The sequence below is a fragment of the Burkholderia sp. PAMC 26561 genome (assembly GCF_001557535.2).
Taxonomy (GTDB): Bacteria; Pseudomonadota; Gammaproteobacteria; order Burkholderiales; family Burkholderiaceae; genus Caballeronia.
On record NZ_CP014307.1, the window covers coordinates 499,851 to 524,782 of the forward strand.

The 24,932-nt window shown below is 60.7% G+C and carries 20 protein-coding genes; 6 read left to right on the plus strand and 14 right to left on the minus strand.

The features are described 5' to 3' along the window. Positions 1 to 216 precede the first annotated feature (216 nt). Both AXG89_RS17930 and AXG89_RS17935 read right to left on the minus strand, forming a co-directional pair. A complete protein-coding gene (locus tag AXG89_RS17930) occupies positions 217 to 1,401 on the minus strand; it encodes a glycosyltransferase family 9 protein (protein WP_062171355.1) in 1,185 nt (394 codons plus the stop codon). A gap of 199 nt (positions 1,402 to 1,600) precedes the next feature. Continuing rightward, complete coding sequence (locus tag AXG89_RS17935; protein WP_062003221.1) at positions 1,601 to 3,178, minus strand: hypothetical protein; 1,578 nt, start codon at positions 3,176 to 3,178, stop codon at positions 1,601 to 1,603. A gap of 750 nt (positions 3,179 to 3,928) precedes the next feature. Here AXG89_RS17935 and AXG89_RS17940 point away from each other — a divergent pair. Beyond that, on the plus strand, positions 3,929 to 5,842 hold the full coding sequence (locus AXG89_RS17940) for a bifunctional diguanylate cyclase/phosphodiesterase (protein ID WP_062171357.1): 1,914 nt from the start codon (positions 3,929 to 3,931) through the stop codon (positions 5,840 to 5,842). A gap of 14 nt (positions 5,843 to 5,856) precedes the next feature. Here AXG89_RS17940 and AXG89_RS17945 read toward each other — a convergent pair whose 3' ends face one another. Together AXG89_RS17945 and AXG89_RS17950 are read right to left on the minus strand one after the other, a co-directional pair. Further along, entirely contained in the window at positions 5,857 to 7,476 is a 1,620-nt protein-coding gene (locus tag AXG89_RS17945; protein WP_082771498.1) for a tetratricopeptide repeat protein, read from the minus strand. A 118-nt stretch (positions 7,477 to 7,594) separates the two neighbouring features. Then, complete coding sequence (locus tag AXG89_RS17950; RefSeq protein ID WP_062171359.1) at positions 7,595 to 8,473, minus strand: LysR substrate-binding domain-containing protein; 879 nt, start codon at positions 8,471 to 8,473, stop codon at positions 7,595 to 7,597. A 126-nt stretch (positions 8,474 to 8,599) separates the two neighbouring features. Here AXG89_RS17950 and argH point away from each other — a divergent pair, with 126 nt between their 5' ends. The 5 genes from argH (at position 8,600) to AXG89_RS17975 (ending at position 13,388) form a co-directional block, all read left to right on the plus strand. After that, positions 8,600 to 10,033, plus strand: a complete 1,434-nt coding sequence (gene argH, locus AXG89_RS17955) for an argininosuccinate lyase (RefSeq protein WP_062171361.1) — start codon at positions 8,600 to 8,602, stop codon at positions 10,031 to 10,033. Beyond that, positions 10,027 to 10,923 (plus strand): amino acid ABC transporter permease, encoded by an 897-nt coding sequence (locus AXG89_RS17960; protein ID WP_062171362.1) that lies wholly within the window; start codon positions 10,027 to 10,029, stop codon positions 10,921 to 10,923. The genes argH and AXG89_RS17960 overlap by 7 nt, the downstream gene beginning before the upstream one ends. Before the next feature lie 29 nt (positions 10,924 to 10,952). Then, positions 10,953 to 11,717: an amino acid ABC transporter ATP-binding protein gene (locus AXG89_RS17965; RefSeq protein WP_062172571.1), complete on the plus strand. Its 765-nt coding sequence runs from the start codon at positions 10,953 to 10,955 to the stop codon at positions 11,715 to 11,717. 53 nt (positions 11,718 to 11,770) lie between these two features. After that, on the plus strand, positions 11,771 to 12,607 hold the full coding sequence (locus tag AXG89_RS17970; protein WP_062171364.1) for an ABC transporter substrate-binding protein: 837 nt from the start codon (positions 11,771 to 11,773) through the stop codon (positions 12,605 to 12,607). Between the two features lie 142 nt (positions 12,608 to 12,749). Beyond that, positions 12,750 to 13,388: an FMN-binding negative transcriptional regulator gene (locus AXG89_RS17975; RefSeq protein WP_062171366.1), complete on the plus strand. Its 639-nt coding sequence runs from the start codon at positions 12,750 to 12,752 to the stop codon at positions 13,386 to 13,388. A 49-nt stretch (positions 13,389 to 13,437) separates the two neighbouring features. Here AXG89_RS17975 and AXG89_RS17980 read toward each other — a convergent pair whose 3' ends face one another. From AXG89_RS17980 to AXG89_RS18025, 10 genes are all read right to left on the minus strand, one after another. Further along, positions 13,438 to 14,487: an ABC transporter substrate-binding protein gene (locus AXG89_RS17980; RefSeq protein ID WP_062003228.1), complete on the minus strand. Its 1,050-nt coding sequence runs from the start codon at positions 14,485 to 14,487 to the stop codon at positions 13,438 to 13,440. Between the two features lie 546 nt (positions 14,488 to 15,033). Next, positions 15,034 to 16,167, minus strand: coding sequence for an NAD(P)/FAD-dependent oxidoreductase (locus AXG89_RS17985; protein ID WP_062171368.1), 1,134 nt, complete (start codon positions 16,165 to 16,167; stop codon positions 15,034 to 15,036). After that, positions 16,160 to 17,590 carry an FAD/NAD(P)-dependent oxidoreductase gene (locus tag AXG89_RS17990; RefSeq protein ID WP_062171370.1) on the minus strand — a complete coding sequence of 477 codons (1,431 nt, stop codon included), beginning with the start codon at positions 17,588 to 17,590 and terminating at the stop codon, positions 16,160 to 16,162. The genes AXG89_RS17985 and AXG89_RS17990 overlap by 8 nt, the downstream gene beginning before the upstream one ends. Beyond that, complete coding sequence (locus AXG89_RS17995) at positions 17,587 to 17,889, minus strand: (2Fe-2S)-binding protein (RefSeq protein WP_062171372.1); 303 nt, start codon at positions 17,887 to 17,889, stop codon at positions 17,587 to 17,589. Before AXG89_RS17995 ends, AXG89_RS17990 begins: the two co-directional genes overlap by 4 nt. A gap of 9 nt (positions 17,890 to 17,898) precedes the next feature. Further along, complete coding sequence (locus AXG89_RS18000; RefSeq protein ID WP_062003232.1) at positions 17,899 to 18,693, minus strand: ABC transporter permease; 795 nt, start codon at positions 18,691 to 18,693, stop codon at positions 17,899 to 17,901. A 13-nt stretch (positions 18,694 to 18,706) separates the two neighbouring features. Next, positions 18,707 to 19,621: an ABC transporter permease gene (locus AXG89_RS18005; protein WP_062003233.1), complete on the minus strand. Its 915-nt coding sequence runs from the start codon at positions 19,619 to 19,621 to the stop codon at positions 18,707 to 18,709. Further along, positions 19,614 to 20,690: an ABC transporter ATP-binding protein gene (locus AXG89_RS18010; RefSeq protein WP_062003234.1), complete on the minus strand. Its 1,077-nt coding sequence runs from the start codon at positions 20,688 to 20,690 to the stop codon at positions 19,614 to 19,616. Before AXG89_RS18010 ends, AXG89_RS18005 begins: the two co-directional genes overlap by 8 nt. A 207-nt stretch (positions 20,691 to 20,897) precedes the next feature. Next, the gene (gene amaB / locus AXG89_RS18015; protein WP_062171375.1) at positions 20,898 to 22,412 is read right to left on the minus strand and encodes an L-piperidine-6-carboxylate dehydrogenase; all 1,515 of its coding nucleotides are present in this window, start codon (positions 22,410 to 22,412) and stop codon (positions 20,898 to 20,900) included. A gap of 252 nt (positions 22,413 to 22,664) precedes the next feature. Beyond that, positions 22,665 to 23,897, minus strand: a complete 1,233-nt coding sequence (locus AXG89_RS18020) for an aminotransferase-like domain-containing protein (RefSeq protein WP_062171377.1) — start codon at positions 23,895 to 23,897, stop codon at positions 22,665 to 22,667. After that, positions 23,894 to 24,841 carry a DUF1338 domain-containing protein gene (locus AXG89_RS18025; protein WP_086386475.1) on the minus strand — a complete coding sequence of 316 codons (948 nt, stop codon included), beginning with the start codon at positions 24,839 to 24,841 and terminating at the stop codon, positions 23,894 to 23,896. Before AXG89_RS18025 ends, AXG89_RS18020 begins: the two co-directional genes overlap by 4 nt. Positions 24,842 to 24,932: the final 91 nt, after the last annotated feature.

Here is a 24,932-nt window from a genome sequence, read left to right on the forward strand (position 1 = left end):
CACGCATTCGGCGAGCCTGATGTCCCAGGCAAACCAACCTCCGCGCAAACCGCCGACGCCCGCATCTTAACGGCCAAGCCCCAACGCCTAAATGGCGCCAAAATGGCAAAACTGCCAGAAAACTCTGCACGCCCTCCACATGCTTCCGGTGAAAATCAGAACGAAAAACCTTTCAATGTTCAAACACTTGAACAAAACCTCTGGACACGACCGGTTCTAGACAACAGGTTCTGTGCGGTTATTTCCCCGGGCGCGCTGCAATTCCAACGACTCGATGACAGCGTCCACGACCCGCTCGACGCTCGGCCAGTTCAGAGCATGCTCGCCAGGAACGTACCGCTCGGGCGCAACGCTCCGATAAGGCGGCGGATAACCCCAGATAGCGTCGTGAACCTCGGGCCGCGTCACGCTGCCGCCGATCACGGCAACTGTCGGACGCTGGAAAGCGGCGGCAACGTGCAGCAGCATGGAGGAATTTGTCAGCACGACGTCCGCGTTCTCGACCAGCGCAAACATGATGCGCATCGATACTTCTCCTGCCATCGAACGGATCGCCGTAGCCGGACTCGCAGCGGCCATGGCCTCTTCCGCGCGCAGCCGGTCGGTGTCGCTGCCGACGATCACGATATTGCATGCATTACCGGCCTTTTCCATTGCCTCCGCAATCCGGGTTAGCGCGTCCCCGACCTGCCGCGCATCCCATGCCTTGCTTGAAACGCCGGCGCCCACGCCGGCAACTATCCGCACCGTGCGGCGGCCGCCGGCCTCGCCCGCGTTCCAGACCTGCGCCGCCTGCAAGCGTTCATCGTCAGTCAGGAAAAGCTGGGGACGTGCCTCCGGCAGCGTCTTCGCACCGAGCAGTTCCGCTTGCCCGAGCGCGGCCCGGCCGCATTGCCGCCTGGCGAACTCGATGTAATCCTGGCAGCCGCTCCAGCCGCCGCGATACCCGCGCACGCCAATGCGGTATCTGACGCCCGCGCGCATCATCAGCACCGCGCCCATGTAGCTGCCGAGCACGTCGATACCCACGTCAAAACCGCCTCGTGCGCGCAGTGCCGCGACTTGCGGCGACTTCCAGAGAAACCGCATTACATTGCGATGCGACCGGTCCTCGACGAGCTTGTTGTTCCAGGGCGCATCGATCTCGACGATTTCATCGACGAACGGATTGTTTTCCAGAATGGGACGCGCCCAGCTTCCTACACCGGCGATCAGGCGCGTCGTTGGAAAGCGCTTGCGCAGCGCTTCGAAAAGCGGAGTGGTGGTGAGCAGCTCACCGAAATCATTCGGGCGCAACACCAGAATCTCGCGGGGCGTCTTGCGGTTCGGATCGAAGCGCGGCCGGTAGAACCGGCTGATTAACCAGACGGGCGCTTCGATCAGCAGGTTTTTCCAACCCATTGTTTCTCCAATATCGCATTGACTATGTTGACTGTCGCCGGAATCCCGCTCGGGCCGGAACACGTCCGTTCTTCAGGTGATTGTGCTTTGTCGCGTCAATGCGATATGTGGCCGGCCAAACGGAAATGCACAAACGGGTCGCGCTCCCTGCTGCCGAAGCAGGGAACGCGACCCGGCAGTCGTGCTTCAGAAACAACGTTCAAACGTCGGCGTTGGCCGCGATGAAAGTTGCAAAGGCCGCGTAGGGGAGAATCGACTTCACGCCGGCCGTAACGATCCCGAAGGTGTTGTTGCCGCTGTCGAGCACGTAATACATCGTCGATTGAATATTGTGGGTTTTCCGCGCCTGATACAGGTTCGTCAACTGGGTTGTGATGTAGGTCGCACGGTAAGCCTGCGTTTGCTCAGGACCCGTATTCCACTCGGTGATCATGAACGGCACACCGTACCGGGCCTTGCAGTACGTCGGCAAGTCGAAGCCCGGGCCCGCGCCGTCCGTGCCGATGTTGAAGATGTCACCGTACACCTCGTAGTTGTGCCACGTCGTGATGTCCCAGCGCACGATCGGATGTCCCGTGGTTCCGTCAGGTTGCGAGCCTTCCCACAAGGCGTCTGCGGCGCCGATGTCGGAGGCGCAAAAATTGATGCCGCACTTGGCGTTCGGCTGAACCGACCTCACGCCATCGAGCATACCTCGCATCACACCTCGCATGGCCGGCCAGTTCGCATTGTTGAAGTCGGCCGCCGTATTACCCGCCTGATTGAAGTCCAGAATGGTCGAATTCTGGCGGGTCAGCTCGTTCCCGCATTCGTACATGGTCACACCGTACTGTTTCAGCCTGTTCGCAACCGTCGATCCAACCATGTACGCCTGGTTGTAAGCGACGCTCTCGCCGCTCAGCACGTTCCCGGATGCGTCGGTCATTCCCTGGTTGATCAGCACGAAAAGCGTCATGCCGGCCGACTGGAAAGCTTGTGCAAGGGCCGACACCGCGTTGAGCTGCGTGGGGTCGTCGCTGACGCCGACACGGTAGGTCGACATGCCCAAACCCTTCAGCATCGTTACAACTTGCGCAGGGCTATAGGTGTAGTCGAAGTGCCCGTTGATACCGTAGAAGTTTCCGGCAACCGGCGCGGTCGCGATGCGAGGGTCAGTGGCATGCAGCCAGCCTGCGGCGCCCACGTCGGCCCAGACGTAGAACTGCCCGCTCGTGTTCTGATGCCACATATTGCCGCCGTACCAGAGCAGCAAGGCGACGCCATAGTTGATGCCGGCCACCACGCCGTCGCGGTAAATCACGCCGTTCGTGACTGTCCACTGTCTGCCGACTGCGTCGTTGATATACGTGCCGGTCGGGATGGTCGTACCGTTGGGCGAGGTGCCTCTCGCAGAACGCGGATCAAGACAAGCGGACCAGCCCGAACCTGACCACGCATAGAACTTTCCGGAAGAATTCTCGTGATAGATGGTGTTGCTGAACCACAGTACCAGCGATACGTTGTAGTTGACGCCGGCGACCGCGCCATTCTTGTACACCACGCCGCCGGACAGCGTCCAGACGGCACCGTTGCTGTCGGTCAAGGAGGCCGCCGGAGGTATTGTCGCTCCATTAGTCGATGCCCCCCCGATGGCCGCGTTCTGCAATGCCTGGACATTCGCTGCAGCGCTCACAGCGGCGCCGGTACTGCTTGCGCCCGAGCCGCCACCGCATGCGGCCAACAAATAGCTGCTACTGAAGGCCGCAAGGCCACCAAGAAATTGACGTCGTTTCAACATGGCGAGTTTTCCCCTGCCGGGCGAAGTCCGGCATAAAAAAGTTTGGTCAGTTTTTGTGCAATGCGAACGAGAAAGGCCGCCGATGAACGGCCCTTGCTAGGTTTACTTTGTGATCCTAATTTCTTGAGGAGGTCATTCCTTCATGAAGGTTTGTTTAGGATATCTAATGCACGCAATTGAATTAACGGTAGGAAAACATGAAACTTGAACCGTTTATTCAGTTCGGTTACGACGTTTTCGCGTCCGAAGCAAACGTTTGGCTAATCGGTGCCAGAACGCGACGGTTAAACATGTCGCCGTGACGGATCGAAATGCCAAAGGACCCCGACGTAAAGCTCCCTGATTCAACATTTCCAAAACGGTAAAAGATACATAACCGCTTTAGTATGAGTAAATGATACGCGAGCCAGATGAAAATCAAATACATTTGGTTACATCAGATCAAAAAAGCCAGAATTTTTCGGAAATCAGCCGTTTGCAGCGACGCGCTGATCTGCCGTTCTCATCAGAGGAATGTTTATATCGCAAATCTGTGCATATCGAACTGTTGTTTCGGGCAGGACACTTACCGTGGAACGCTTTTCGACAATCGAGTGCACAGGAGAAATATTGCCTCCATGTCCAGCCGGTAAATTTTTCGTTATCAGAACGGAAAAGTTGGAGATTTAAATTGGGGCATGACTAAAGTTGTGGCCTCAAGAGTCGATACTACGAATTAACTGATAACCAGCTTCCACCACTAAAAGGTATATGTCGAAAGCGCCTGTGCCCGCAAACGAAGCAGCTCGACTACGCCTCTTACAAGGGCTGGACGTCCTCGATACACCCGCTGACGAAGCCTTTGACCGCATCACCCGGATCGCTGCCGAGATGCTGCAGGTGCCGATCGCCCTGATCTCCCTGGTCGATGAATACCGTCAGTGGTTCAAATCGCGAGTAGGCCTCGACGTTTGCGAAACCAGCCGCGACCTCGCCTTTTGCGCGCATGCGCTGGATATCGACAAGATCTTGCTGGTGGAGGATGCGCTCGAAGATGCCCGCTTTGCAGACAACCCGCTGGTCACTGGCGCACCGTTCATCCGCTTTTATGCGGGCATTCCGCTGCGTTCCGCGGAAGGTCTCGTGCTCGGCACGCTATGCGTGATCGATACAAAACCCCGCACGCTCAGCGGCTCCGCCATCAGCGCGTTGCACGACCTGGCGCGCACCGTTGAAAGAGAATTGCTGCACAAGGAAACCGCGCGGGTTGGCCGGGCCGTGCAGGAATTCGACCGCCGTAATCTCGCGCTGAGCGCATCTCGCTTCGAGACCATTTTCAGGCAGACGCCAACCGGAAAGGCCATCGTCGATCTGAGCGGCCGGTTTATCGATGTCAATTCAAAACTTTGCGAAATCACCGGCTATAGCGCCGAACAGCTCCTCAGCCTGACATTCCCGGAAATTACGGTGGAAGCCGATCTTGCGATGGATCTCCAACTCGTCGCCGATCTGCTGTTCGGCCGAAGGAAGACCTATTCGCTGGAAAAGCGCTACAGGCGACGAGACGGCACGATCGTCTGGGTCGATCTGAGCGTGGCGCTCGTACGCGATGAAACCGGTCAGCCGCTGCACTTCATCAGCGTCATCCAGGACATCTCAGCGCGCAAGGACAGCGAGAAGTTCCTGCGCGACTATCAGCACGAGCTCGAGCAGCGCGTCACCGAACGCACGGCCGAATTGACGCAGAGCCGGGAAACGCTGCAGACCATCACCAATAACCTGCCGATTCTTATCGGCCATGTAGACGCGAACCTGCGCTACCAGTTCAACAACGACGTGTATCGCGATGTCTTCGGCGTGGAGCCGGGCAGCCTGCGCGGGAAATCGCTCGAGGAGACACTGGGTTTTTCACTTTTCGAGGAGCTTCGTCCGTACTTCGAACGCGCCCTGGCGGGCGAGCGGGTCACGTACGACAATGTCCGCTATTGGCCGCAGCATGAGCGCATCTGGAGTGCGACCTACATTCCCGATATTCGCGGCGACAAGGTCGCGGGCTTTTACATCATGAGCCAGGACATCACCGACCGGAAGCTCGCGGAAAACGTGCTCTTGGCCAAGGCCATGCTTGACCCGTTGACCGGCCTGCCGAATCGCCGGGCATTGCATGAAGAACTGGCCCGAGCAGTCGAACACGGCAAGCGCGAAGCGGTCCCGTTCGCGTTGTTCTTTCTCGATCTCGACGGGTTCAAGACCGTCAACGATACCTACGGGCACGACGCCGGCGATGCATTGCTGATCGAAGTGGGCAAGCGATTGAAGAAAGTCGTTCGCCAGAACGATGTTGTCAGCCGCCTCGCCGGCGACGAATTCATCATCCTGAGCCAGGGAATCGCTACGGCGAATGCGTGCAGCCGGGTTGCGCAGGACATCTGCCGCACCTTGACGCGTCCGTTTGTCCTGCCGGGCGTCACCGTCGACATCAGTACGAGCGTAGGCATCACGATGTGCACCGACGCCCGCCAGGCATCCGCCGATGAACTCATCAGCAGCGCGGACGGCGCGATGTATGAAGCCAAGCGAAAAGGCCGCAACGGCTTCCGGTTTGCACGGGACCCGCATATCCGGATTGAACAGATGGGCGAAGACCCGGTACAGTTGCCGGCGAAAATCGCGCAGGCCGTTTGAAGAGGAACCTGGTGTCAGTCCAGAAGGGACGCGGCCCCCAAGAACTTGGCTAAGGACGGAACGATCCGTTCGATCACACGAGCCCATCCGCGATCCCCGCTTCTTTGCCTGAAGAGGCGCACGTTCTGCGGATACCACGGCGAATCATCGCGGTCATTCATCCAGCGCCAGTCCACATCGCGAGCGGGCAGCAAGACCCAGCACGGCTTGCCCAGCGAAGCCGCAAGGTGCGCAATCGACGTATCCACGCAGATCACAAGATCAAGCTCGGCAATGACCGCAGCGCTGTCCGCGAGATCCGTCACCGCCGAGCCGAGATGCAGCAGCGGCTGATTCTCCGGCGCGTGGGCCGCCTCCTCTTCGCCCTGTCCTTTTTGCAGACTCACGAAACGGGCGCCGGGCACTGACCAGAGGGGCGCAAGCGTCGCCACGGAAGGCAGGGACCGGTTTGCGTCGTTGTGATGCTTCGGGTTGCCTTTCCATACAAGCCCGATCCTGACGGCACCGCGCAGTGCGGCGATTGGAGGGCGCCATTGATCGATAAGCGCTTGATCCGGACGCAAACGCAACGGCTCAGGAATGCTCTCGACTGTAGTCCTGAAATGCAGCGGCGCGCTCACAAGACTGGTCCAGTAATCGAACGATGCGGATTGCGCCTGTGCCGTGGCGTGATCCAGCACCGCGTCGACACCACTGCCATTTGCAAGTAGCCGATGCAACGCGTTCACGCACCCAAGCGCGACGTGCCGCGCGCCTGCTGCTTTGAGCACCGGCAGGTACCGGGCGAACTGAACCATGTCGCCGAGGCCGTCTTCCTGCCAGACCAGCAACGACTTGCCGGCGAGCGGCTCGCCTTGCCATTGCTGACAGCCAAGCATCGTCTTCGACTGACCATGAACAAACAGCGGGTAATCGTAACGCGATTCGTAGCGTTCCCAGCCTTCGTCGAAGCGCCCCATGCTCATCAGCAGCGTCGAGAGACCGAGTGACGCGTCCCGATAGCCGGGACGCAGCACGAGCGCCCGACGGTAAGCCGATTCGGACTCGTCCAGACGCCGGACCTGACGCATCAGACTGGCGAGGTTATAGTGCGCTTCCGCAAGGTCAGGGTTGAGGCACAACGCGATCCGGATGTGCGATTCGGCTTCTGAAAAGCGATCGAGCACCTCAAGCAGGTTGCCCAGATTGTTGTGCGCTTCTGCGGCGGCCGGCATGATCCGCAGCACGTGCCGATATTCGGCCTCGGCGTCCCCAAAGCGATGTTCCCGGAACAGTATGCTGGCAAGGTGGAAACGCGCCTCCGCTGTGTCGGGGCTTTTTGCCAGCACCTCGCGAAACAGCGTTTCCGCTTCGGCGACGCGGCCGAGTCCCTTCAACATCACACCCAGGTTTTGATACGCGCCGGTCACGTCAGGCGCGATCTCGATCGATACTCGCCAGTATTTTTCCGCGTCGAGTGTCCGGCCCAGGCCGAGCGAACAGAACGCCGCGATGTCCAGTGCCAGCACGCGATCGGCACCTGCGTCGCAAGAGTCGAGCAGGGGTTGCACAAGCGCCAGCGCATCGGCAAAGCGGCCGCTCTGCCGATGCGCGTCTGCCTGAAGCACAACGCCATGCGGCGCGGTTGCGGTCATGTCTGCCATTGAACGGAAAGTGGGAATCGACGGTCAGAGCTTACCGCGCATGCCGTCTCCGCGAATCAGGGATTTGCGACGATCAATCCGCGCTATTCGCCGAAACAAGTCCCGCGTTCTACCCCAGTTTGTCGTCCACCCATGCCATGAACGCCGCGATCAGCGGCGACTCCATCAGTTCATTTCGACGCACCCAATAATACGCATGCTTCGCCGGCACGGTGATGCGAAACGGGCGGATCAGGGTGCCATCGGCGAGATCGTCGCGTACCGAGACGCTGTCGCCCAGCGCCACGCCCTGCCCTCGCACGGCCGCTTCGATCCCGACGTGCGCAATGCCGATCTCGAGGATGCGCAAGCCCGCAAGTTTGTCCGCCGATGCCGCCGCGAGCCATCGTGTCCATGAACCGGCGTATTCGCAGAACAAGGTCCGGTTCGCCAGGTCCTGCACCGTGCGCAATGTGCGCGGACCGTTCATCAACGCGGGGCTCACCACGGGGAACAAGACCGGATGCGTGATGAGCTTGACGTCGCGATCGCGCCAGCGACCTTCGCTGTAGCGAATGCACAGGTCGACATCGGAGGAATATATTTCCTTGTCATCGTTCGACGGAATCAGCTTCAGGTTCACCGCCGGAAACTGGTCGAGGAAATCGCCGATGTGCCGCGCGAGCCAGCGCGACGTGAACAGCAATGGCGCCGATACCACCAGATCCCCCGCGATCGCCGGCGAATCGAGCCTCACGACGGCCGTCGCGATCATGTCGAACGCGGTCTTGACCGGTTGCAGCAACGCCTCGCCCGCGGGCGTCAACTTCACGCGCGCCTTCGAACGGATGAACAGGGCGACGCCCAGCGTACTTTCCAGCACACGCACCTGGTGACTGACGGCGCTCGCGGTGACGCTGAGTTCATCGGCGGCGGCCGCGACCGTGCCATGCCGGGCGGTGGCTTCAAATGCGCGCAACGGGTTGAGCGGCGGCAATCTGTGGCGCATGGCGGGAACCCGGAGATGCTGAGAAAAATTTGATTTGATGCGAATTTAATTCTCTGTACAAGCAAAAAATTTGAACGATTAAGCTAGTCGTAATGAGCAGAACGCCTTAACGAACAGGAAAACCCCATGACCACGAATGCAGCAACCGAACGCCTCTGGGGCGGCCGCTTCAAATCCGGACCCTCGCTCGCGCTGGAAAACCTCTCCCGCTCGGATCCCAGCTTCTTTCGCCTCGCCCCCTACGATCTTGCCGGTTCGCGTGCGCACGCGAACGAACTCGAACGCGCGGGGATCCTGAGCGCGGCCGAGCTCGAGCAGTTGCTCGGCACGATGGATCAGATCGAAAAGGAATTCGCCGCGGGCGAACTTGCGCCCATCCTCGCCGATGAAGACGTCCACACGTTCCTGGAACGCGAGCTGACGCAGCGGCTGAAGGCGGTCGGCGGGAAACTGCGCGCAGGACGTTCGCGCAACGACCAGGCGGCGAACGACTTGCGTTTGTATCTGCGGGACAAGGCACGACAGCTCGCGCTCGCCGTGAATGAACTGCAGGATGCGTTGATCGAACAGGCAAACGCGCACGTGGAAACCATCACGGCCGGCTTCACGCATTTGCAGCCGGCCCAGCCGATCGTGTTTGCGCATCAGTTGCTCGCGCATGCGCAATCGATCTATCGCGATGTGGACCGTCTGGTCGACTGGGACCGCCGTTCCGCGCGCTCGCCGCTGGGCGCGGCGGCGTTGGCCGGGTCCGCGATCTGTTTGCGCGCCGATCTGTCGGCGCTCGAACTCGGCTACGACGGCCCGTGCGAAAACTCCATCGATGCCGTCGCTTCACGCGACCACGTCGCCGAGTTCACGTTTATCCTGAGCATGTTGTCGGTGAATCTTTCGCGCTTGTCCGAAGAAGTCATCCTGTGGACATCGCGCCAGTTCCGCTGGGTCGAACTCGACGACGCCTACGCCACCGGCAGCTCGATCATGCCGCAGAAAAAGAACTCGGATATCGCAGAGCTCACGCGCGGCAAGGCGGGCCGGTTGATCGGCAACCTGAGCGGCTTGCTGGCCACGCTCAAGTCATTGCCGCTCGCATATAACCGCGATCTGGCGGAAGACAAGATCGCGGCCTTCGACAGCATCGATACACTCGAACTCGTGCTGCCCGCCATGGCCGGTATGATCCGCACAATGCGCGTGAACGTGGCTGAAATGCGCGCTCAGGCGCCGCTCGGGTTTACGCTGGCAACCGAAGTCGCCGACTGGCTCGCGCTGCGCGGCGTGCCGTTCAGTGAGGCGCACGAGATCACCGGCGCGCTGGTGCGGGCGTGCGAGCAGCAAGGTATTGAACTCGGCGATGTATCGATTGCGACGCTCGCTCAAGTCGATGCACGGCTTGAACCCGCCGTCCTCGATCACGTCACGCTGGATGCCGCGGTCGCAGCGCGCAGCGGGTATGGCGGCACGGCGCCGGCCCGCGTGAAGGAACAGATCACGCGGCTGCGCACGGCAATAGACAAACAGGCCGCATGGGCGGCCGACTACAAGGGACCTACATGCTGAGTGCATCGAACGAACGGGAATCGAACCATCGCGCAGCGCACGAAAGCGCCGGCGCGTTCGCCGATATCTCGCACTTCGAACACGTTCCGCGGCGTTATTACGGACGCTATGTTGCATCGGCCGTGATCCTCGCGATAGTCGCGTACATCGTCCTGGCGTTTGCGCGCGGACAGATCGACTGGGCGGTGGTCGCGCGTTTCCTCACAGCCAAGTCGATCCTGAAAGGTCTCGCCAATACCGTCATCATGACCATTCTCGCGATGGCGCTTGGCATCGTGCTAGGCGTGGTCGTGGCGATCATGCGGCTCTCGACCAACCCGGTCCTGCGCAGCGTCGCTTATGCCTATGTGTGGCTGTTTCGCGGCACGCCGGTGATCCTTCAGTTGCTGTTGTGGTTCAACCTGGCTCTCGTGTTTCCGGTCATGGGCATTCCCGGATTGTTCGAGTTCCGTACCGTCGACATCATGACGCCGTTCCTTGCCGCATTGCTCGGGCTTGGCATCAACCAGGGTGCGTACACATCCGAAGTCGTGCGCGCGGGTCTCCTTTCCGTCGATACCGGCCAGTACGAAGCCGCCAAGTCCATCGGCATGCCGAGGTTGCAGGCGCTGCGCCACATCATCCTGCCGCAGGCCATGCGCGTGATCGTGCCGCCTATCGGCAATGAACTGATCGGCATGGCGAAACTCACGTCGCTTGCAAGCGTGATCCAGTACGCCGAGATGCTGCACAACGCCGAGAATATCTATTACGCGAACGCCCGCGTGATCGAATTGCTGATGGTCGCGGGCGTCTGGTATCTCGTGATCGTCACCGTGCTTTCCATGCTGCAGTCACGCGTCGAAGTCCGCTTTGCACGCGGCGCGGGCCGCGCGTCGGCGAAGCAATGACGCAAGAGAACACGGGAATGAATACAGCCATGAACCCATTAGTCAAAGCCGTCGATCTACGCAAGTCCTATGGCGAATTTCAGGCGCTGCAGGGCGTTCACCTCGACGTCGAGAAAGGCGAGGTGCTTTGCATCATCGGGCCATCGGGCTCGGGCAAAAGCACGTTCCTGCGCTGTATCAACCAGCTCGAAACCATCAGCGGCGGCGCGCTGTGGGTGAACGGAGAACTGGTCGGGTACCGTCGCGTGGAGAACAAACTTTACCCGCTTTCAGAAAAACAGATGGCGCGGCAACGGCTCGCGACCGGCATGGTGTTTCAGCGCTTCAACCTGTTCCCCCATATGACCGCGCTGGAAAACGTGATCGAGGGGCCGGTGCAGGTGCTGAAGAAGAAAAAGTCCGAAGCGGTGGAAGAGGCACGGGCGTTGCTTGGGCGCGTCGGCCTCGGCCACAAGTGCGATGCCTTCCCGGTGGAGTTGTCGGGCGGCCAACAGCAGCGCGTCGCCATAGCACGCGCCCTGGCGATGCATCCGCAGCTCATGCTCTTCGATGAACCCACCTCCGCGCTCGACCCTGAACTTGTCGGCGAAGTGCTGAGCGTGATGCGCGATCTCGCGAGGAGCGGCATGACGATGATCGTGGTCACGCACGAACTCGGCTTCGCCCGCGAAGTGGCGAACCGCGTTGTCTTCATGGATCAAGGCAAGATCGTGGAAACCGGCACCCCCGAACAAGTGTTGTCTCAACCGCAGCAGCAGCGTACGAAGGACTTCATATCGGCCGTGCTGTCCTGATTTTTTACGGCGTAACCGTATTGCCCATCAACCTCTAGCTCAGGCGACTACTCATGATCGACTCCTTGTTCCGGCGCACCCTTGGCGGTTTTTTAGTTGGGGCCGTGATGCTGAGTGCATCGTTTGCACACGCCCAAACGCCCGTTGGCGGCAAAGGAACGCTTACGGCTGCCATCGTGCCGAACTATCCGCCGTTCGAATACAAGGACCCCGCCACCGACGAACTCACCGGTTTCGACGTCGATCTCGGCAATGCGCTCGCCGCGAAGATGGGCGTCAAGCTGAAGTGGGAAGAAACCAGTTTCGACCAGATGATGAGCGCGCTGACCACGCATCGTGTGGACGTGATCTTGTCGGGCATGACCGACTTGCCGCCGCGTCGAGAATCCGTGAACTTCCTCGATTACATCAAGACCGGTCCGCAGTTCTACACGCTGAAAGCACGCGGCGGCGAATACGCGCAGATCGAAGCAATCTGCGGCAAACGCGTGGGGTCGAGCCGGCGTACATCGTTTCCCGACGACACCAAGACATGGAGCGACGAGCATTGCGTAAAGGCCGGCAAGCCTGCAATCGTGGTCGTAGGCACGGACGGTTCCGCCGACGCCCGCCTGCAATTGCGTCAGGGCCGGCTCGACGCGGCTGTGCAAGGCGGGGAGACCTTGCCGTATCAGAACACGCTGGAAAAGGATGCGTACGCGCCGATTGGACAGTCCTTCCTTTCGCAGTACACGGCCATCGGCATGGCGAAGGACAACACCGCGTTGAGCGACGCCATGAAGCAAGCGTTCGGAAAGCTCCTCGCCGACGGCACCTACAAGAAGATCCTGACGAAATGGGGCCTGCAGGAGCATGCGGTATCGAAGGTCGTGATCAACTCGCAGGAATAAGCCCGCACGGAAAAACGAAGTGGCTGGGCGAATTCTTCGAAATTGGCCCTGTTTCCGCAGGCGGTTTTTAGCGCATCATTGCGTGTTGGCATCGGGGATTGCTTCCGGAGCCGATCAAGCCGCCAAGGATACAGGAGCCTGAATGTATATCCCCGCCCACTTTGCCGAAACTCGCGCTGACGAGCTTCATCGGCTGATGAACGAATACCCGCTTGCCGCGCTCGTCACCCACGGCCCGGACGGACTCGATGCGAATCATGTGCCCTTCGAACTGGATGCATCGGCGGGGAGTCATGGCATTCTGCGAGCGCACGTCGCGCGGGCGAATCCGGTCTGGAAAGAAGTGGTGGACAGCACCGAGGTGCTCGTGATCTTTCGCGGACCCGAGCACTACATTTCGCCGAACTGGTACCCGAGCAAGCACGAGGCGCATCGGCAAGTGCCGACATGGAACTATCAGGTGGTCCATGCGCATGGAAAGATCACGATCCGCGATGACGAAAAATTCCTGCGCGGACTCGTTGGGCGGCTCACGAGAGTGCATGAAGCCGGCGAGGAGAAGCCCTGGAAAATGGGCGATTCAACCCGCGAATATATCGATTCGATGCTGGCGGCCATCGTCGGCATCGAGATCGAGATCACGCGGCTGGTCGGGAAATCGAAGCTCGGCCAGAACAAGGAGCGACGCGACCTTCAGGGCGCAATTGACGGTTTGCTTGCCAACGGCGAACAGCCGCTTGCCGACGTAATGTCCGTAGCGCTCGCCGCCAGACCGGAGTGACAAAACGGGCGTTGCCTGAAGCCACGCCCGTTGTTCTATCAAGCCTCGATCAACGCTCGACCTGACGATTCCAGCGCGCGTCCCACTGCGGACGATTCGCGTTGATCACATCCCAGTCCACCGTGTTGACCTTCTTTACGAGGTCATCGAGATTGCCAAGTTGCTGTTGCATGGCGTCGGTCATCTTCGCCTGACGGTTCGTCGGAATCTGGCGACCGGCGCTCGCCGCCTTCGTTTGCGCCGATGCCGAGATCATGAACGCCGCAAGTTTCTGCGCCAGTTCCGGGTCGGGATTATTCGCGACGACGCATTCATCCACGAGCAGGAGCACCGGTCCTTCCTTCGGGTTCACGTAGGCAACGGGAATGCCCTTCGTCTGCAGATCGCCGGCGGCCGTTGGGGTCAGCGGGAACAATCCGGCCTGACCCGTTTGCACCATCTCCGAGATCTTCGCCGAGTTCGGAATGTACTCGATCACATTCTTGCCTACCGTGCTCTGCCACTTCGTGAAGCCCGGTTCGACGTTCTTTTCCGTGCCGCCTTCAAGGCGGTTGATCATCAGGAAACCATGCAGGCCGAACGTGCTGCTCGATGCCGACTGGAAGACCACCTTGTCCTTGTATTTTGGATCGGCGAAGTCCATCCAGGAGGTCGGCGGTGCCCAGCCTTTTTCCTTGAACAACTTCGTGTTGTATGCGATGCCGGTCATGCCGAGCTGCACGCCTGCGCCGATGTCGTCCTTCATGCGTGCGAAGGGGTAGAGTTGCTGGAGCTCGGGACCTGCCGCCATTTTCTGGCATACACCCATGCTGACAGCGCGGGCCATGACGCCATCGTCAAGGAACACTACGTGGATCTGCGGTTTTGCTTTATTTGCCAACAGCTTCGCCAGGATGTCCGAGGACGTGCCCGGGACTACGACTACCTTGACGTTGTTGGCCTTTTCGAAGTCAGGGAGCACCTCGCTGGTGTAGGCCTTTTCCATCGGGCCACCGTTCATTCCTATGTATATGGTCTTGGTTTCTGCGTGGGCGGGGATCGAGGCCAAAAGGCCCGCAGCACAGAGGGCGCTCGTGAGACTCGCTAGGGATTTTTTCATTGGAGTTGCTCCTTGGTAACAGGGTCTTTTCGTCGTTTTGTTGTTGGGGGTTTGCTTTTGCTTTAGCGGGTGGTTCTTTGCCGGGTTGATGCTTTTTGCGCCCGCGCGCATCTCGCTCTAACTGTTCTTTTTCGCACTGTTAGCCACTGTCCGTGGCGGGACTTCATTTCACGGGTTTTGCGCTCGCGCTCGGGACAGTGTTCGTTGCGGTCGGGTTTGGTGCTGGATTGCTGCTTTTAAGGCTTTCGCGAGTTCCGTTTTAAATGACTTTTTTAGCACTATTAGCCACTGTCCGTGGCGGGACTTCATTTCTTTTTCCAACGGCGACAAAGAAACGAAGCAAAGAAAACGCCTCTCCACCGATGGCTCATAAGTGTCCCGAGCGTGCACATTTATCTGTTTGGTACTTCAGAAGAACGCTCTACGCCGCAATCAAGAACACTTGAAACCCTCCCCCTCCGTCAACAGATACCCACACGCTTCGCCACCAGTGTGGGAATCCGTTAACCAGGAAAACCACCCCTCACGCGCCGTGCGAACTATCAGTCAAGCAGCCGCTACTCCCGACCATCTCTTGATCGAGAAACCATCTATCGGTGTGCTCGTCTTTCCGTCTATTACCAAGTCCGCCAAGACTTCACCTACCCCCGGCGCAAGCAAAAAGCCACCGCCCGAAAAGCCGAAAGCGTGGAGCAGCTTTGGCGTCGTTTGGCTAGGGCCAATCACGGGGTTGTCATCGGGTGTGCTGCCTTCAACGCCAGTCCAGGTTCGCAACAGCAAGGCGTTTTTAAGTCTCGGCAATAGCTCACATGCCGCTCTCATTACTGTGCGTGTGGTCTCGGTCAGCGGTTGTGCATATTCTCCATCACCCAAACCGCGGCCGCCGCCAATCACCACGTTTCCTCGCGATACCTGACGCGCGTAGATTCCGCCGCCATACACGCCCAGATTGTGATCGATGAAATACGGCATCGGCTCCGTCACCCACATGTTCGGATAGATCGGCTCCATCGGAATGGACTCACCGAAGAAACCCGCTACGGTGTTGCCCCACGCACCCGCCGAATTGATCAGCCAGTCAGCTCGCGCCTCAATCGTCACACCCGAATCATGGCGCGCCCGGATCACAAACTGCTCACCATCTCGCGTGATTTGCGTCACCGCCGTCTGCTCGCGGACATCGGCGCCAGCCACGCGCGCAGCGCGCGCAAACGCAGGCGATACGATTCGCGGATTCGCATGACCATCGCCAGGACATAACGAACCGCCCAACGCCGCCGGGCCTAGCCACGGGTAGCGCCGGCGAAACGACGGACCACTCATCACCTGCAGGTCAAGACCATATGGATTTGCGACCCGCGCGTATGCTTCGAGCGCCACAAGGTCCGCTTCACTGCGCGCGAGGCGCAAATGGCCCGATATCACAAACTCGCCATCCGTTCCGATCAACTCCGGCAACCTGTCCCAGATCGCCCGCGCACGCACGGCAAGCGGCAATTGCACTGCGGAACGCCCTTGCCGGCGAACACCGCCATAGTTCACACCGCTCGCCTGCGCACCGCAATAGCGGCGCTCGAACAAGCCGACCTTCAAGCCGCGCTTGGCAAGCATCAGCGCCGCCGATGAACCAACCAGTCCGCCACCCACCACCATCACGTCGAAGCGCAAGGTTTCATTCATCGCGGGCGTGCTCCGGGATCGGGGAAAGATCGTCTGCGCCGTTCATGTCCGCCATCAACGCAATCGATAAAGGCACCGGCTTGATCGGTGCCTGTCCCCGCAAACGACCAACATCGGCGATGCTCTTGCCCGTCTCCGCACTCAACAACTCGGCAGCAGCCGCGCCGCACATGCGACCCTGGCATCGGCCCATGCCGACGCGCGTGAGCGCCTTAAGCCGGTTGATCTCGCTTGCTTCGCCATCACGGATGCATCGGCGTAACGTGCCCGCGGTCACTTCCTCACAACGGCATACGGTCATGTCGTCCGGCCATGCCGATGCACAGTCCGAGGGCGGCGCAAATGCCTGCTCCAGCCCCACGCGAAACCGAGCGATGGTCGAAAGTTGCCGGTCGAGTTTCGATGCCTCTCCGATGTCCGCAGCAGGATGCTTGAGGTCTTCGAGCATCGCCAATGCAGCGCGTCGCCCGGCCAGTTCAGCCGCGTCCGCGCCAGCTATACCTGCGCCATCGCCCGCCAGATAGACACCCGCTACGGAGCTGCGGCCGGCGGTATCGCGCTCCGGTAACCATGCGCGATTGAGCGCATCGAAACTGAAGCGGCAAGCGGCAAGATCAGCGAGCTGCGTCTCGGACCGCAAGCCGTATCCAAAGCCGATTGCGTCGCACGGGATGGTCATTTCACGCGCGCCGTCGCTGAAGGTGATGCCCTGAACGGCGCCATGTCCGTCAGCGCGCACGATGCGCACACCGCGCTCGATGCGAACGCCATGCGCCGCCAGCCAGCCGACGTAATACAAACCTTTCGCAAACGTAGATGGCTGCTTCAGCAAGCGCGGCGTCGCGGCGAATTGTTTGGAGAATGGATTGGTGTCGAGTATTGCTTCGACCTGCGCGCCCGCTTTCGCGTACTGATATGCGACAAGATAAAGCAGCGGCCCGGTTCCCGCGAACACGACCCGCCGTCCGATCGAGCAGCCTTGCGCCTTCAACGCAATCTGCGATGCGCCCAGCGTATAAACACCCGGCAAGGTCCATCCCGGGAACGGCAGGATGCGATCCGTTGCGCCCGTCGCGATAAGCAGATGCGAATACGGCACCGTGCGCTGACGCCCCGCATGGAAGGTATCGAGTTGCCCCGCTCCGCATCCCCAGACGAGCGTATCCGGCCGGTAATCCAGCTTCGACATCAGGTTTGCCATCGTCGAATGTACGGCGTCGGCCTTGCGCGCCTCCATGCCATATAGCGCGCTTTTGGCGCGGGCGAAGCCAGCATCGGCCGGCGGCTGCCGATAGATCTGACCACCGGCACGCGCCGCTTCGTCGATGACAACCGGCCTCAAGCCCGCCGCCACCAGTGTCTCGGCCGCGCGCACGCCCGCAGGACCTGCGCCGACAATCACGATGTGCTTTTGATCGCTCATGCTTCAATGGGCCGCGTCTGAATACGCATGCCGTCCTTGATGATCGTTGAACATGCCCTGATCCGCGTGCCGTCTTCCAGTTGCACCCAGCAGTCCTGGCACGCGCCCATCAGGCAAAATCCCGCACGCGGTTCGCCGCTGAATTCGGTGTTGCGCACGCGCCGCGTGGTCAGCAGGATAGCGCTCAGCACCGTATCGCCGGTCAACGCAGTTGCAGATGTACCATCTAGTACAAAATTCACGGCCTTGCGATGTGTCTCCGTCAATCGAACGAATTGCGGCTGTGGGTCTTGTGTCATGGGCTCGAATCAATGCGTTCCGATCAGGATGCGGTTCAGTCCGTACACGCGATCGAGCAGGATCATCGCGCCCGCGGTGATGAAGATCACGAGCGCGGAAACCGACGCCATCATCGGGTCGATCGATTCCGTCGCGTACATGTACATGCGCACGGGCAGCGTGACCGTCTGCGGCGATGTGACGAAGATCGACATGGTCAGTTCATCGAAGCTGTTGATGAACGCCAGCAGCCAGCCGCCTGTGATGCCGGGCAGAATCATCGGCAACGTGATACGGCGAAACGAGGTCCAGCGGTCAGCCCCAAGCGACTGCGCCGCATGTTCGATACTGCGATCCATGCCACTGACAGACGCCAGCACGAGCCGCATCACGAACGGCGTGATGATGATCATGTGCGCCGCGACGAGCCACGGAAACGATCCGGTCGCGCCGATCATCGCGAAGAATCGCAGGAACGCGATGCCGAGCACGAGGCTCGGAATCACCAGCGGCGAGAGGAACAGGCCGTTAAGAAATTCGCGCCCGGGGAAGCGTTCACGCCCTATAGCGAGCGCCGCGGGCAAGGCGAGCGCGAGCGACAACGTAGCCGATGAAAACGCCAGCTTGATGCTGTTCGCAAACGCCGAGATGAAATCCGGATAGTCGAGGATCGCGCGGAACCAGCGCAGCGACAAACCGTGCGTGGGGAGCGTCAACGTCTGCTCCGGCGTGAACGCGACGAGCACCACGATCACGAGCGGCGCAAGCACGAACAGGATCACGAGCGTGTGGAAGCTCAGTGCAATGAGCCCGTTCTTTCGCATGGCGGCGGCCTCCTTAGCCGAGGCTTCTGGAGTAACGCCGCTCCAGAACCCTGTAATACGTGATCATGATGATGAGGTTCGCGATCAGCAGCAAAATGGCAATGGTCGCGCCGAGCGGCCAGTTGAGCGAACCAAGGAATTCATCGTATACCGCGGTCGCCGCGACTTTCAGACGGCGTCCACCGAGCAGACCCGGAATCGCAAACGCGCTCGCCGACAACCCGAACACCATCAGGCTGCCCGAGAGAATGCCGGGCGCAACTTGCGGCAACACGATCCGTCGCAAGGTCGTAGCCGGCGATGCCATCAGTGAGAGCGCCGCGTTCTCGACCTGCGGATCGAGCTTCTGCAATGACGTCCACACAGGGATCACCATGAACGGCAACATCACATGCACGAGTGCAATGACGATCGCGAACGTCGTATATTCGAGCTTGTACGGACCCATGCCGAACAGTCCGAAGAACTGGTTCACAATGCCGCCCGTATTCAGCAACATGCTCCAGCCGAACGCGCGCACGACCACCGAAACGAGCAAGGGCGCAAGGATCACGAGCAGGAACATCGAACGCCACGGATCGCGCATCCTGTACAACACGTACGCTTCGGGCGCACCGATCGCAACGCACAGCAAGGTGGTCAGGATCGCGATGCCGAAGGTCCGGGCGAAGATGATCTGGTAGTAGCTGTCCGTCAGCACTTCGGCGTAATTGCCGAACTGGAACGCGGCGATGGGACCGCTCGCCGGATCGAACTTGTAGAAGGTCAGGACAACCGTCATTGCGAGCGGCGTGAGCACGAGCACCGCGAACAAGATGAACGCGGGCAAGCTCATCAGCCACGGCGGCACGAACGCGTGCCACGGCGCGCGAGGTTTGTTCGACGAGTCCGGAGAAGATCTATTCGTGGATTCGAGCATGCTAGCCATGGTTCGCTTCCTGAATCACACGCACGGAATCGCGATGCCAGTCGATACCCACCGCCTCGCCTTCGGCCACCGGTTCCGTGCCTTCGTTCTGGCTGCAAACGAGGACTTCGCCGAGCGCGGTGTCGACGCGATACAACCACTGGCTGCCCAAGAAGAACCGGCTCGTGACAGTCGCCGACAACCGCCCCGTTCCCACCTTGCACAAGTGCAATTTCTCTGGACGAATGCATAAGGTCACCGTGTCGCCTTCGCGCCAGACGGTGCCTGCGTCGATGCAAGCAATGCCGGTCAGGTCATGCCCGAGGTCCACATGCACCTCGTTGGGACGCGCCTCGGTCACCTTGCCCGCAAGCATGTTCGCCTTGCCGATGAACTGCGACACAAATCGATTCTCGGGCCGCTCATAAGCACGATACGGCGAGTCCACCTGCGTCACACGCCCTGCTTCCATCACGACCACGCGGTCACTGATGGACAACGCCTCGGACTGATCGTGCGTGACCATCACGGTCGTCGTGCCGACCTTGCGCTGGATGGTGCGTAATTCGAACTGCATCTCCTCGCGCAACTTGGCGTCGAGGTTGGACATGGGTTCATCGAGCAACAGAACCGGCGGCTTGATCACGAGCGCACGTGCGATTGCCACGCGTTGGCGCTGGCCGCCCGAGAGTTCACGCGGATAACGCGCGGCGAACGCATCGAGCCGCACGAGCGAAAGCGCTTCGCGAATCCGCTCCGCACATTCGGCCTTGCCGATGCCGCGCATCTCCAGACCGAAGCCCACGTTCTGCGTCACCGTCATGTGTGGAAACAGCGCGTAGCTTTGAAACACCACGCCGAGGCCGCGCTTGTTCGGGCGGACATTCGTGATGTCCTTGCCATCGAGCGAAATACGGCCCTGCGTGACATCGATAAAACCCGCGATCATCTGCAGCGTCGTGGTCTTGCCGCAGCCCGATGGTCCAAGCAGCGAGACGAACTCGCCCTTTTCGACCGAGAGGCTCACGTCGCTGACGGCGTGCAGGTCGCCGTAGGCTTTTGTCAGTTTGTCCAGCACGAGAAACGACACGGTGGCCTCCAGGGTCTTCCGGAAAACAGTTGGGCAATCAGACAGGCGATGCGAACCGCTTGAAAAGCCGCTTTAAAAACGGCTCTTCACAGTGAAACGCGATGGAACACACGCGGAGGTCCGCTGCCCGGTTGACGTGCCGCGGTTGGCACGCTTCGGGCGGCAGGGTCGACGCCGGGGTATGGCGTCTTGTCTTTCTTTTATTGACTACACGTCGAACTTGACGCCTTGTGCAAGCGGCAATTCGCGGCTGTAGTTGATCGTGTTGGTCGCGCGGCGCATGTAGCCCTTCCAGGCGTCGGAGCCCGATTCGCGGCCGCCGCCGGTTTCCTTTTCACCGCCGAACGCGCCGCCAATTTCCGCGCCGCTCGTGCCGATGTTCACGTTCACAATGCCGCAATCGCTGCCCGCCGCCGACATGAATTGCTCCGCTTCACGGATGTCGTTGGTGAAGATCGCCGACGACAAACCTTGCGGCACGCCATTCTGCAGTTGCAGTGCATCGGCGAAATCGTCGTAGGTCAGGACGTAGAGGATCGGCGCGAAGGTCTCGCGTTCGACCACGGCCGTTTGCGCCGGCATGCGCACGAACGCGGGACGCACGTAATACGCATCGGCATGACCGCCGATTTCCACGCGTTCGCCGCCCTTCACGTCGCCGCCTTGCTCGCGTGCATCGCGCAGCGCTTTTTGCATGGCATCGAATGCGGCGCGATCAACCAGCGGACCGACCAGCGTATCGCTTTCAAGCGGACTGCCCACTTTCACCGATGCAAACGCTTTCTCCAGACGCGGCAACAGTTTGTCGACCACGCTGGTGTGAACTACCAGACGGCGCAGCGTCGTGCAACGCTGACCTGCCGTGCCGACCGCCGAGAACGTCACGCCGCGCACGACGAGATCCAGGTCGGCGCTGGGCGCCACGATCACTGCGTTATTGCCGCCGAGTTCCAGAATGCTGCGGCCAAGGCGCTTCGCCAGCACTTGCGCGACTTCCATGCCCATGCGCACGCTGCCGGTGGCGCTGACGAGCGGCACCTTGGTGGATTCGGTCAGCGTCTGGCCGATATCGCGTTCGCCGAGCAGCAACTGGCTCAGGCCTTCGGGCGCGACGCCGGGATGGGTTTTATCGAATTCGCGCAGCGCTTTTTCGAACAGCGCGTGACACGCGATGGCCGTCAAGGGCGTTTTCTCCGAAGGCTTCCACACGACCGAATCGCCGCAGACGATTGCCAGCGCCGTGTTCCACGACCACACGGCAACCGGGAAATTGAATGCCGAGATCACGCCGACCACGCCAAGCGGATGCCACGTTTCCATCATTCGATGCCCGGGACGCTCGGACGCGATGGTCAGGCCATAAAGCTGGCGCGAGAGACCGACTGCGAAGTCGCAGATGTCGATCATTTCCTGCACTTCGCCCAGGCCTTCGGAGGTGATCTTGCCGGCTTCCAGCGTCACCAGGCTGCCAAGCGCGGCCTTGTGCTCACGCAACACGTTACCGAACACGCGCACGAGTTCGCCGCGCTGCGGCGCGGGCACCGTGCGCCATTTGAGGAAGGCGGCGTGGGCCGCGTCGATCTTGCGCGCGGCGCTGGCGGGGGTATCGACGGCGAGTTTGGCGAGCATTGCGCCATCGAGCGGCGAACGCGCCACGAGGGCGTCGCCCTTCCACTGGCCGAGGTCTACGCCGAGTGCGCCAAGAATATCGTTCAGTTGCATCACTTCCTCTCTTTATGTCGGGTTACTGCCGGGGCGTTGCGCGCGGCTCGTCGCCGTCGACATCAACACCGCTCTGGAACTTGCGCCGGCATGAAATGCGTAAACGACGGCACAGAGTTTCAGGGCCTAAAAATACCGTTGCAAATGATTAATCGGTACGACTTGGTGCGCTGGACGAACCAACCCACATCAATCCGTCGTGCCGGATCATGCGATTAGAACGCGTTTCTCCGCGTCTGGCGAGACATCGTGTTACCGGCTTGCCAGCGCGAGCTTGAGACGGCGGACACCCTCAAACACTTCGGCCTCCCCCGGCGCGGCGGCAAACGAAAGCCGCATGCTTGATTCATCGGCGTTGTGCACGTAGAAAGCCGGACCGGGCACGTAAATCACATTCTGCTCGATTGCGCGCTTGAGTACGTCTGCGGCAAGGCGGTCGCCCTTCAGGCGCGCCCATACGAACATGCCGCCCTGCGGCACGACATACTCGATGTCGTCAGGAACGAACTGCCGCAGCGCGCTCGACAACGCCTCGTAACGCTTTTTGTACGCCTGCACGATAACCGGCACGTGCTCCGCAAGCCGTCCGCTTTCCAGATAAAACCGCGCCGTCTCCTGCGCAAGCGGCGACGTGCACAGATCGCTCGTTTGCTTCGCGACCAGCATGCGGCGCGTGATGGCGGGCGGCGCAATCGACCAGCCGATGCGCAAGCCCGGCGCAACGATCTTCGAGAGACTGCCGAAATACACGACCCAGTCGCGCGCGCCGGGAATGGCATCGGCAAGCGCAATGATCGGTTTGACCGGATCGCCCGCGAAACGCAGCTCGCCGTATGGATCATCTTCGATCAGCACGAAGCGAAAACGCATTGCGAGGCGTGCGAGCGCTTCGCGGCGTTCCACGGGCAACGTCGTGCCGGTTGGATTCGCGAAGGTCGGCACCGTGTAGAGCAACTTCGGACGCACGGCCGGATCGAGCGCTTCGAGTTGTTCGGTGAGTGCGTCGACGTCGATGCCCTGCGCGTCCGTGCGCACCGGAATCAGCTTCGCACCCGCAAGACGCAGCGCCTGGATCGCGGCCGGATAAGCAGGCTCTTCGATCAGCACGGCGTCGCCCGGCGCGACCAGGATCTTGATCAACAGGTCGAGACCTTGCTGCGAGCCGGTGGTCACAAAGAGGTCATCGATTTCACGCGCCACGCTGCGATCGTTCATCAACCGCACAATCGCGCGGCGCAGCGCGGGCGCGCCGGCGGTGTCGCCATACTGAAGGCACGCAATCGGGTCGGCGCGATAAGCCTCTTCCATCGCGCGCCCGATTCCAGCCCGGTCGAACAAATCCTTCGATGGATAGCCGCCCGCGAACGAGATCATCCCCGGCCGGGCGAGGTACTTGAAGAGCTCGCGGATCGCGGAGCCTTGCGGCGCCTTGAACGGCTCCGTGAAGTCGTATAGATCCGATGCAGCAGTCGCGTTCGTGGTCACGCGGCCGCCGTCATCTTGAAGATGCCCGTGGCGTTGCCAGCATCGAAACCGAGATCGAGCACGCTGCGGCCGGTGGCATTGTCGAGAACCGTATCGCGGCTGATGAATTCATAGAACGAGCCGGGCACGTCGCGCTCGATCTGCGCGCCGGTTTTATCGATAAACACACGGCGCACCGGGTCCGCACGGAACGCCGTCTGGCGCACACGGCCCGACTTCGACACCTCGACCGAATCCTTGATCGGGCGGCCCAGCGCGCGCTGGGCCTCGGCGACGGCGAAGACATCGTCCACGCGATCCGTTGCGTGATTGAACGCGTTGCCTTCAGTCGAGATCCACGCCATTTCCGCCGATTCGGCGCGCAGCGTTTCATAGTCGGCCAGTTGCGGCACCGGATGCTGGCGCTCGAAACAGCGCACGATCACCGGCAGCAGGTCCAGCGCGATGGCGAGCGGCAGCGAGCCGTCGCGCTCCAGCTCGGCGAGCGACGCCACCGCTTGCGGCGTCAGCGGATCCACGCTTTCGCCGATCACGCGCGTCACTGCCTGCTGGAATTCCGGGCTGAAACGGCCGGGATGCAACTCGCTGACGAAATACTGGGCGATGTCATTGGGGGCATCGAGGTGTTTGTACGAACGCCCCGTCATCTTGATTCGATCGAGCGGATACGTGCCGTTCAGCACAAAACCCAGCGGCCGGAGAATGCGCGTGAACGCGGCCTCGCCCGGCGGCAACGCGCCGGATTCGCTCCATCGCACGGTGCGCAGCGCGCCGTGATCGAACTGGACGCGGGTTTGCGTGTGTTGCAGATCGTCTGTGTACGCACGGCCGCTCGGCACGCGTTCGAGCAGGTCGGCGAACAGCGCCATGTTCATCGCCTGAGCGAGTTCGGCCCGGGTAACCGTGCCGGGCGTGAACGTGTCCATTCCCGCAGGCAAGTTCATCAATAGCACTAATCCGGCGACCTCCCTTTCAGGAACGACGGTAGAAAGCAGGGCGGCGAGGTTGGAATTCATTCTTTGAGTTTCCGGCTGA

What these genes read in the sequence shown, in the direction of transcription:
- AXG89_RS17930 (WP_062171355.1), bottom strand. Translation starts at nt 1,401, where the DNA reads ATGGGTTGGAAAAACCTGCTGATCGAAGCGCCCGTCTGGTTAATCAGC.
- AXG89_RS17935 (WP_062003221.1), bottom strand. Translation starts at nt 3,178, where the DNA reads ATGTTGAAACGACGTCAATTTCTTGGTGGCCTTGCGGCCTTCAGTAGC.
- AXG89_RS17940 (WP_062171357.1), top strand. Translation starts at nt 3,929, where the DNA reads ATGTCGAAAGCGCCTGTGCCCGCAAACGAAGCAGCTCGACTACGCCTC.
- AXG89_RS17945 (WP_082771498.1), bottom strand. Translation starts at nt 7,476, where the DNA reads ATGACCGCAACCGCGCCGCATGGCGTTGTGCTTCAGGCAGACGCGCAT.
- AXG89_RS17950 (WP_062171359.1), bottom strand. Translation starts at nt 8,473, where the DNA reads ATGCGCCACAGATTGCCGCCGCTCAACCCGTTGCGCGCATTTGAAGCC.
- argH (WP_062171361.1), top strand. Translation starts at nt 8,600, where the DNA reads ATGACCACGAATGCAGCAACCGAACGCCTCTGGGGCGGCCGCTTCAAA.
- AXG89_RS17960 (WP_062171362.1), top strand. Translation starts at nt 10,027, where the DNA reads ATGCTGAGTGCATCGAACGAACGGGAATCGAACCATCGCGCAGCGCAC.
- AXG89_RS17965 (WP_062172571.1), top strand. Translation starts at nt 10,953, where the DNA reads ATGAACCCATTAGTCAAAGCCGTCGATCTACGCAAGTCCTATGGCGAA.
- AXG89_RS17970 (WP_062171364.1), top strand. Translation starts at nt 11,771, where the DNA reads ATGATCGACTCCTTGTTCCGGCGCACCCTTGGCGGTTTTTTAGTTGGG.
- AXG89_RS17975 (WP_062171366.1), top strand. Translation starts at nt 12,750, where the DNA reads ATGTATATCCCCGCCCACTTTGCCGAAACTCGCGCTGACGAGCTTCAT.
- AXG89_RS17980 (WP_062003228.1), bottom strand. Translation starts at nt 14,487, where the DNA reads ATGAAAAAATCCCTAGCGAGTCTCACGAGCGCCCTCTGTGCTGCGGGC.
- AXG89_RS17985 (WP_062171368.1), bottom strand. Translation starts at nt 16,167, where the DNA reads ATGAATGAAACCTTGCGCTTCGACGTGATGGTGGTGGGTGGCGGACTG.
- AXG89_RS17990 (WP_062171370.1), bottom strand. Translation starts at nt 17,590, where the DNA reads ATGAGCGATCAAAAGCACATCGTGATTGTCGGCGCAGGTCCTGCGGGC.
- AXG89_RS17995 (WP_062171372.1), bottom strand. Translation starts at nt 17,889, where the DNA reads ATGACACAAGACCCACAGCCGCAATTCGTTCGATTGACGGAGACACAT.
- AXG89_RS18000 (WP_062003232.1), bottom strand. Translation starts at nt 18,693, where the DNA reads ATGCGAAAGAACGGGCTCATTGCACTGAGCTTCCACACGCTCGTGATC.
- AXG89_RS18005 (WP_062003233.1), bottom strand. Translation starts at nt 19,621, where the DNA reads ATGGCTAGCATGCTCGAATCCACGAATAGATCTTCTCCGGACTCGTCG.
- amaB (WP_062171375.1), bottom strand. Translation starts at nt 22,412, where the DNA reads ATGCAACTGAACGATATTCTTGGCGCACTCGGCGTAGACCTCGGCCAG.
- AXG89_RS18025 (WP_086386475.1), bottom strand. Translation starts at nt 24,841, where the DNA reads ATGAACTTGCCTGCGGGAATGGACACGTTCACGCCCGGCACGGTTACC.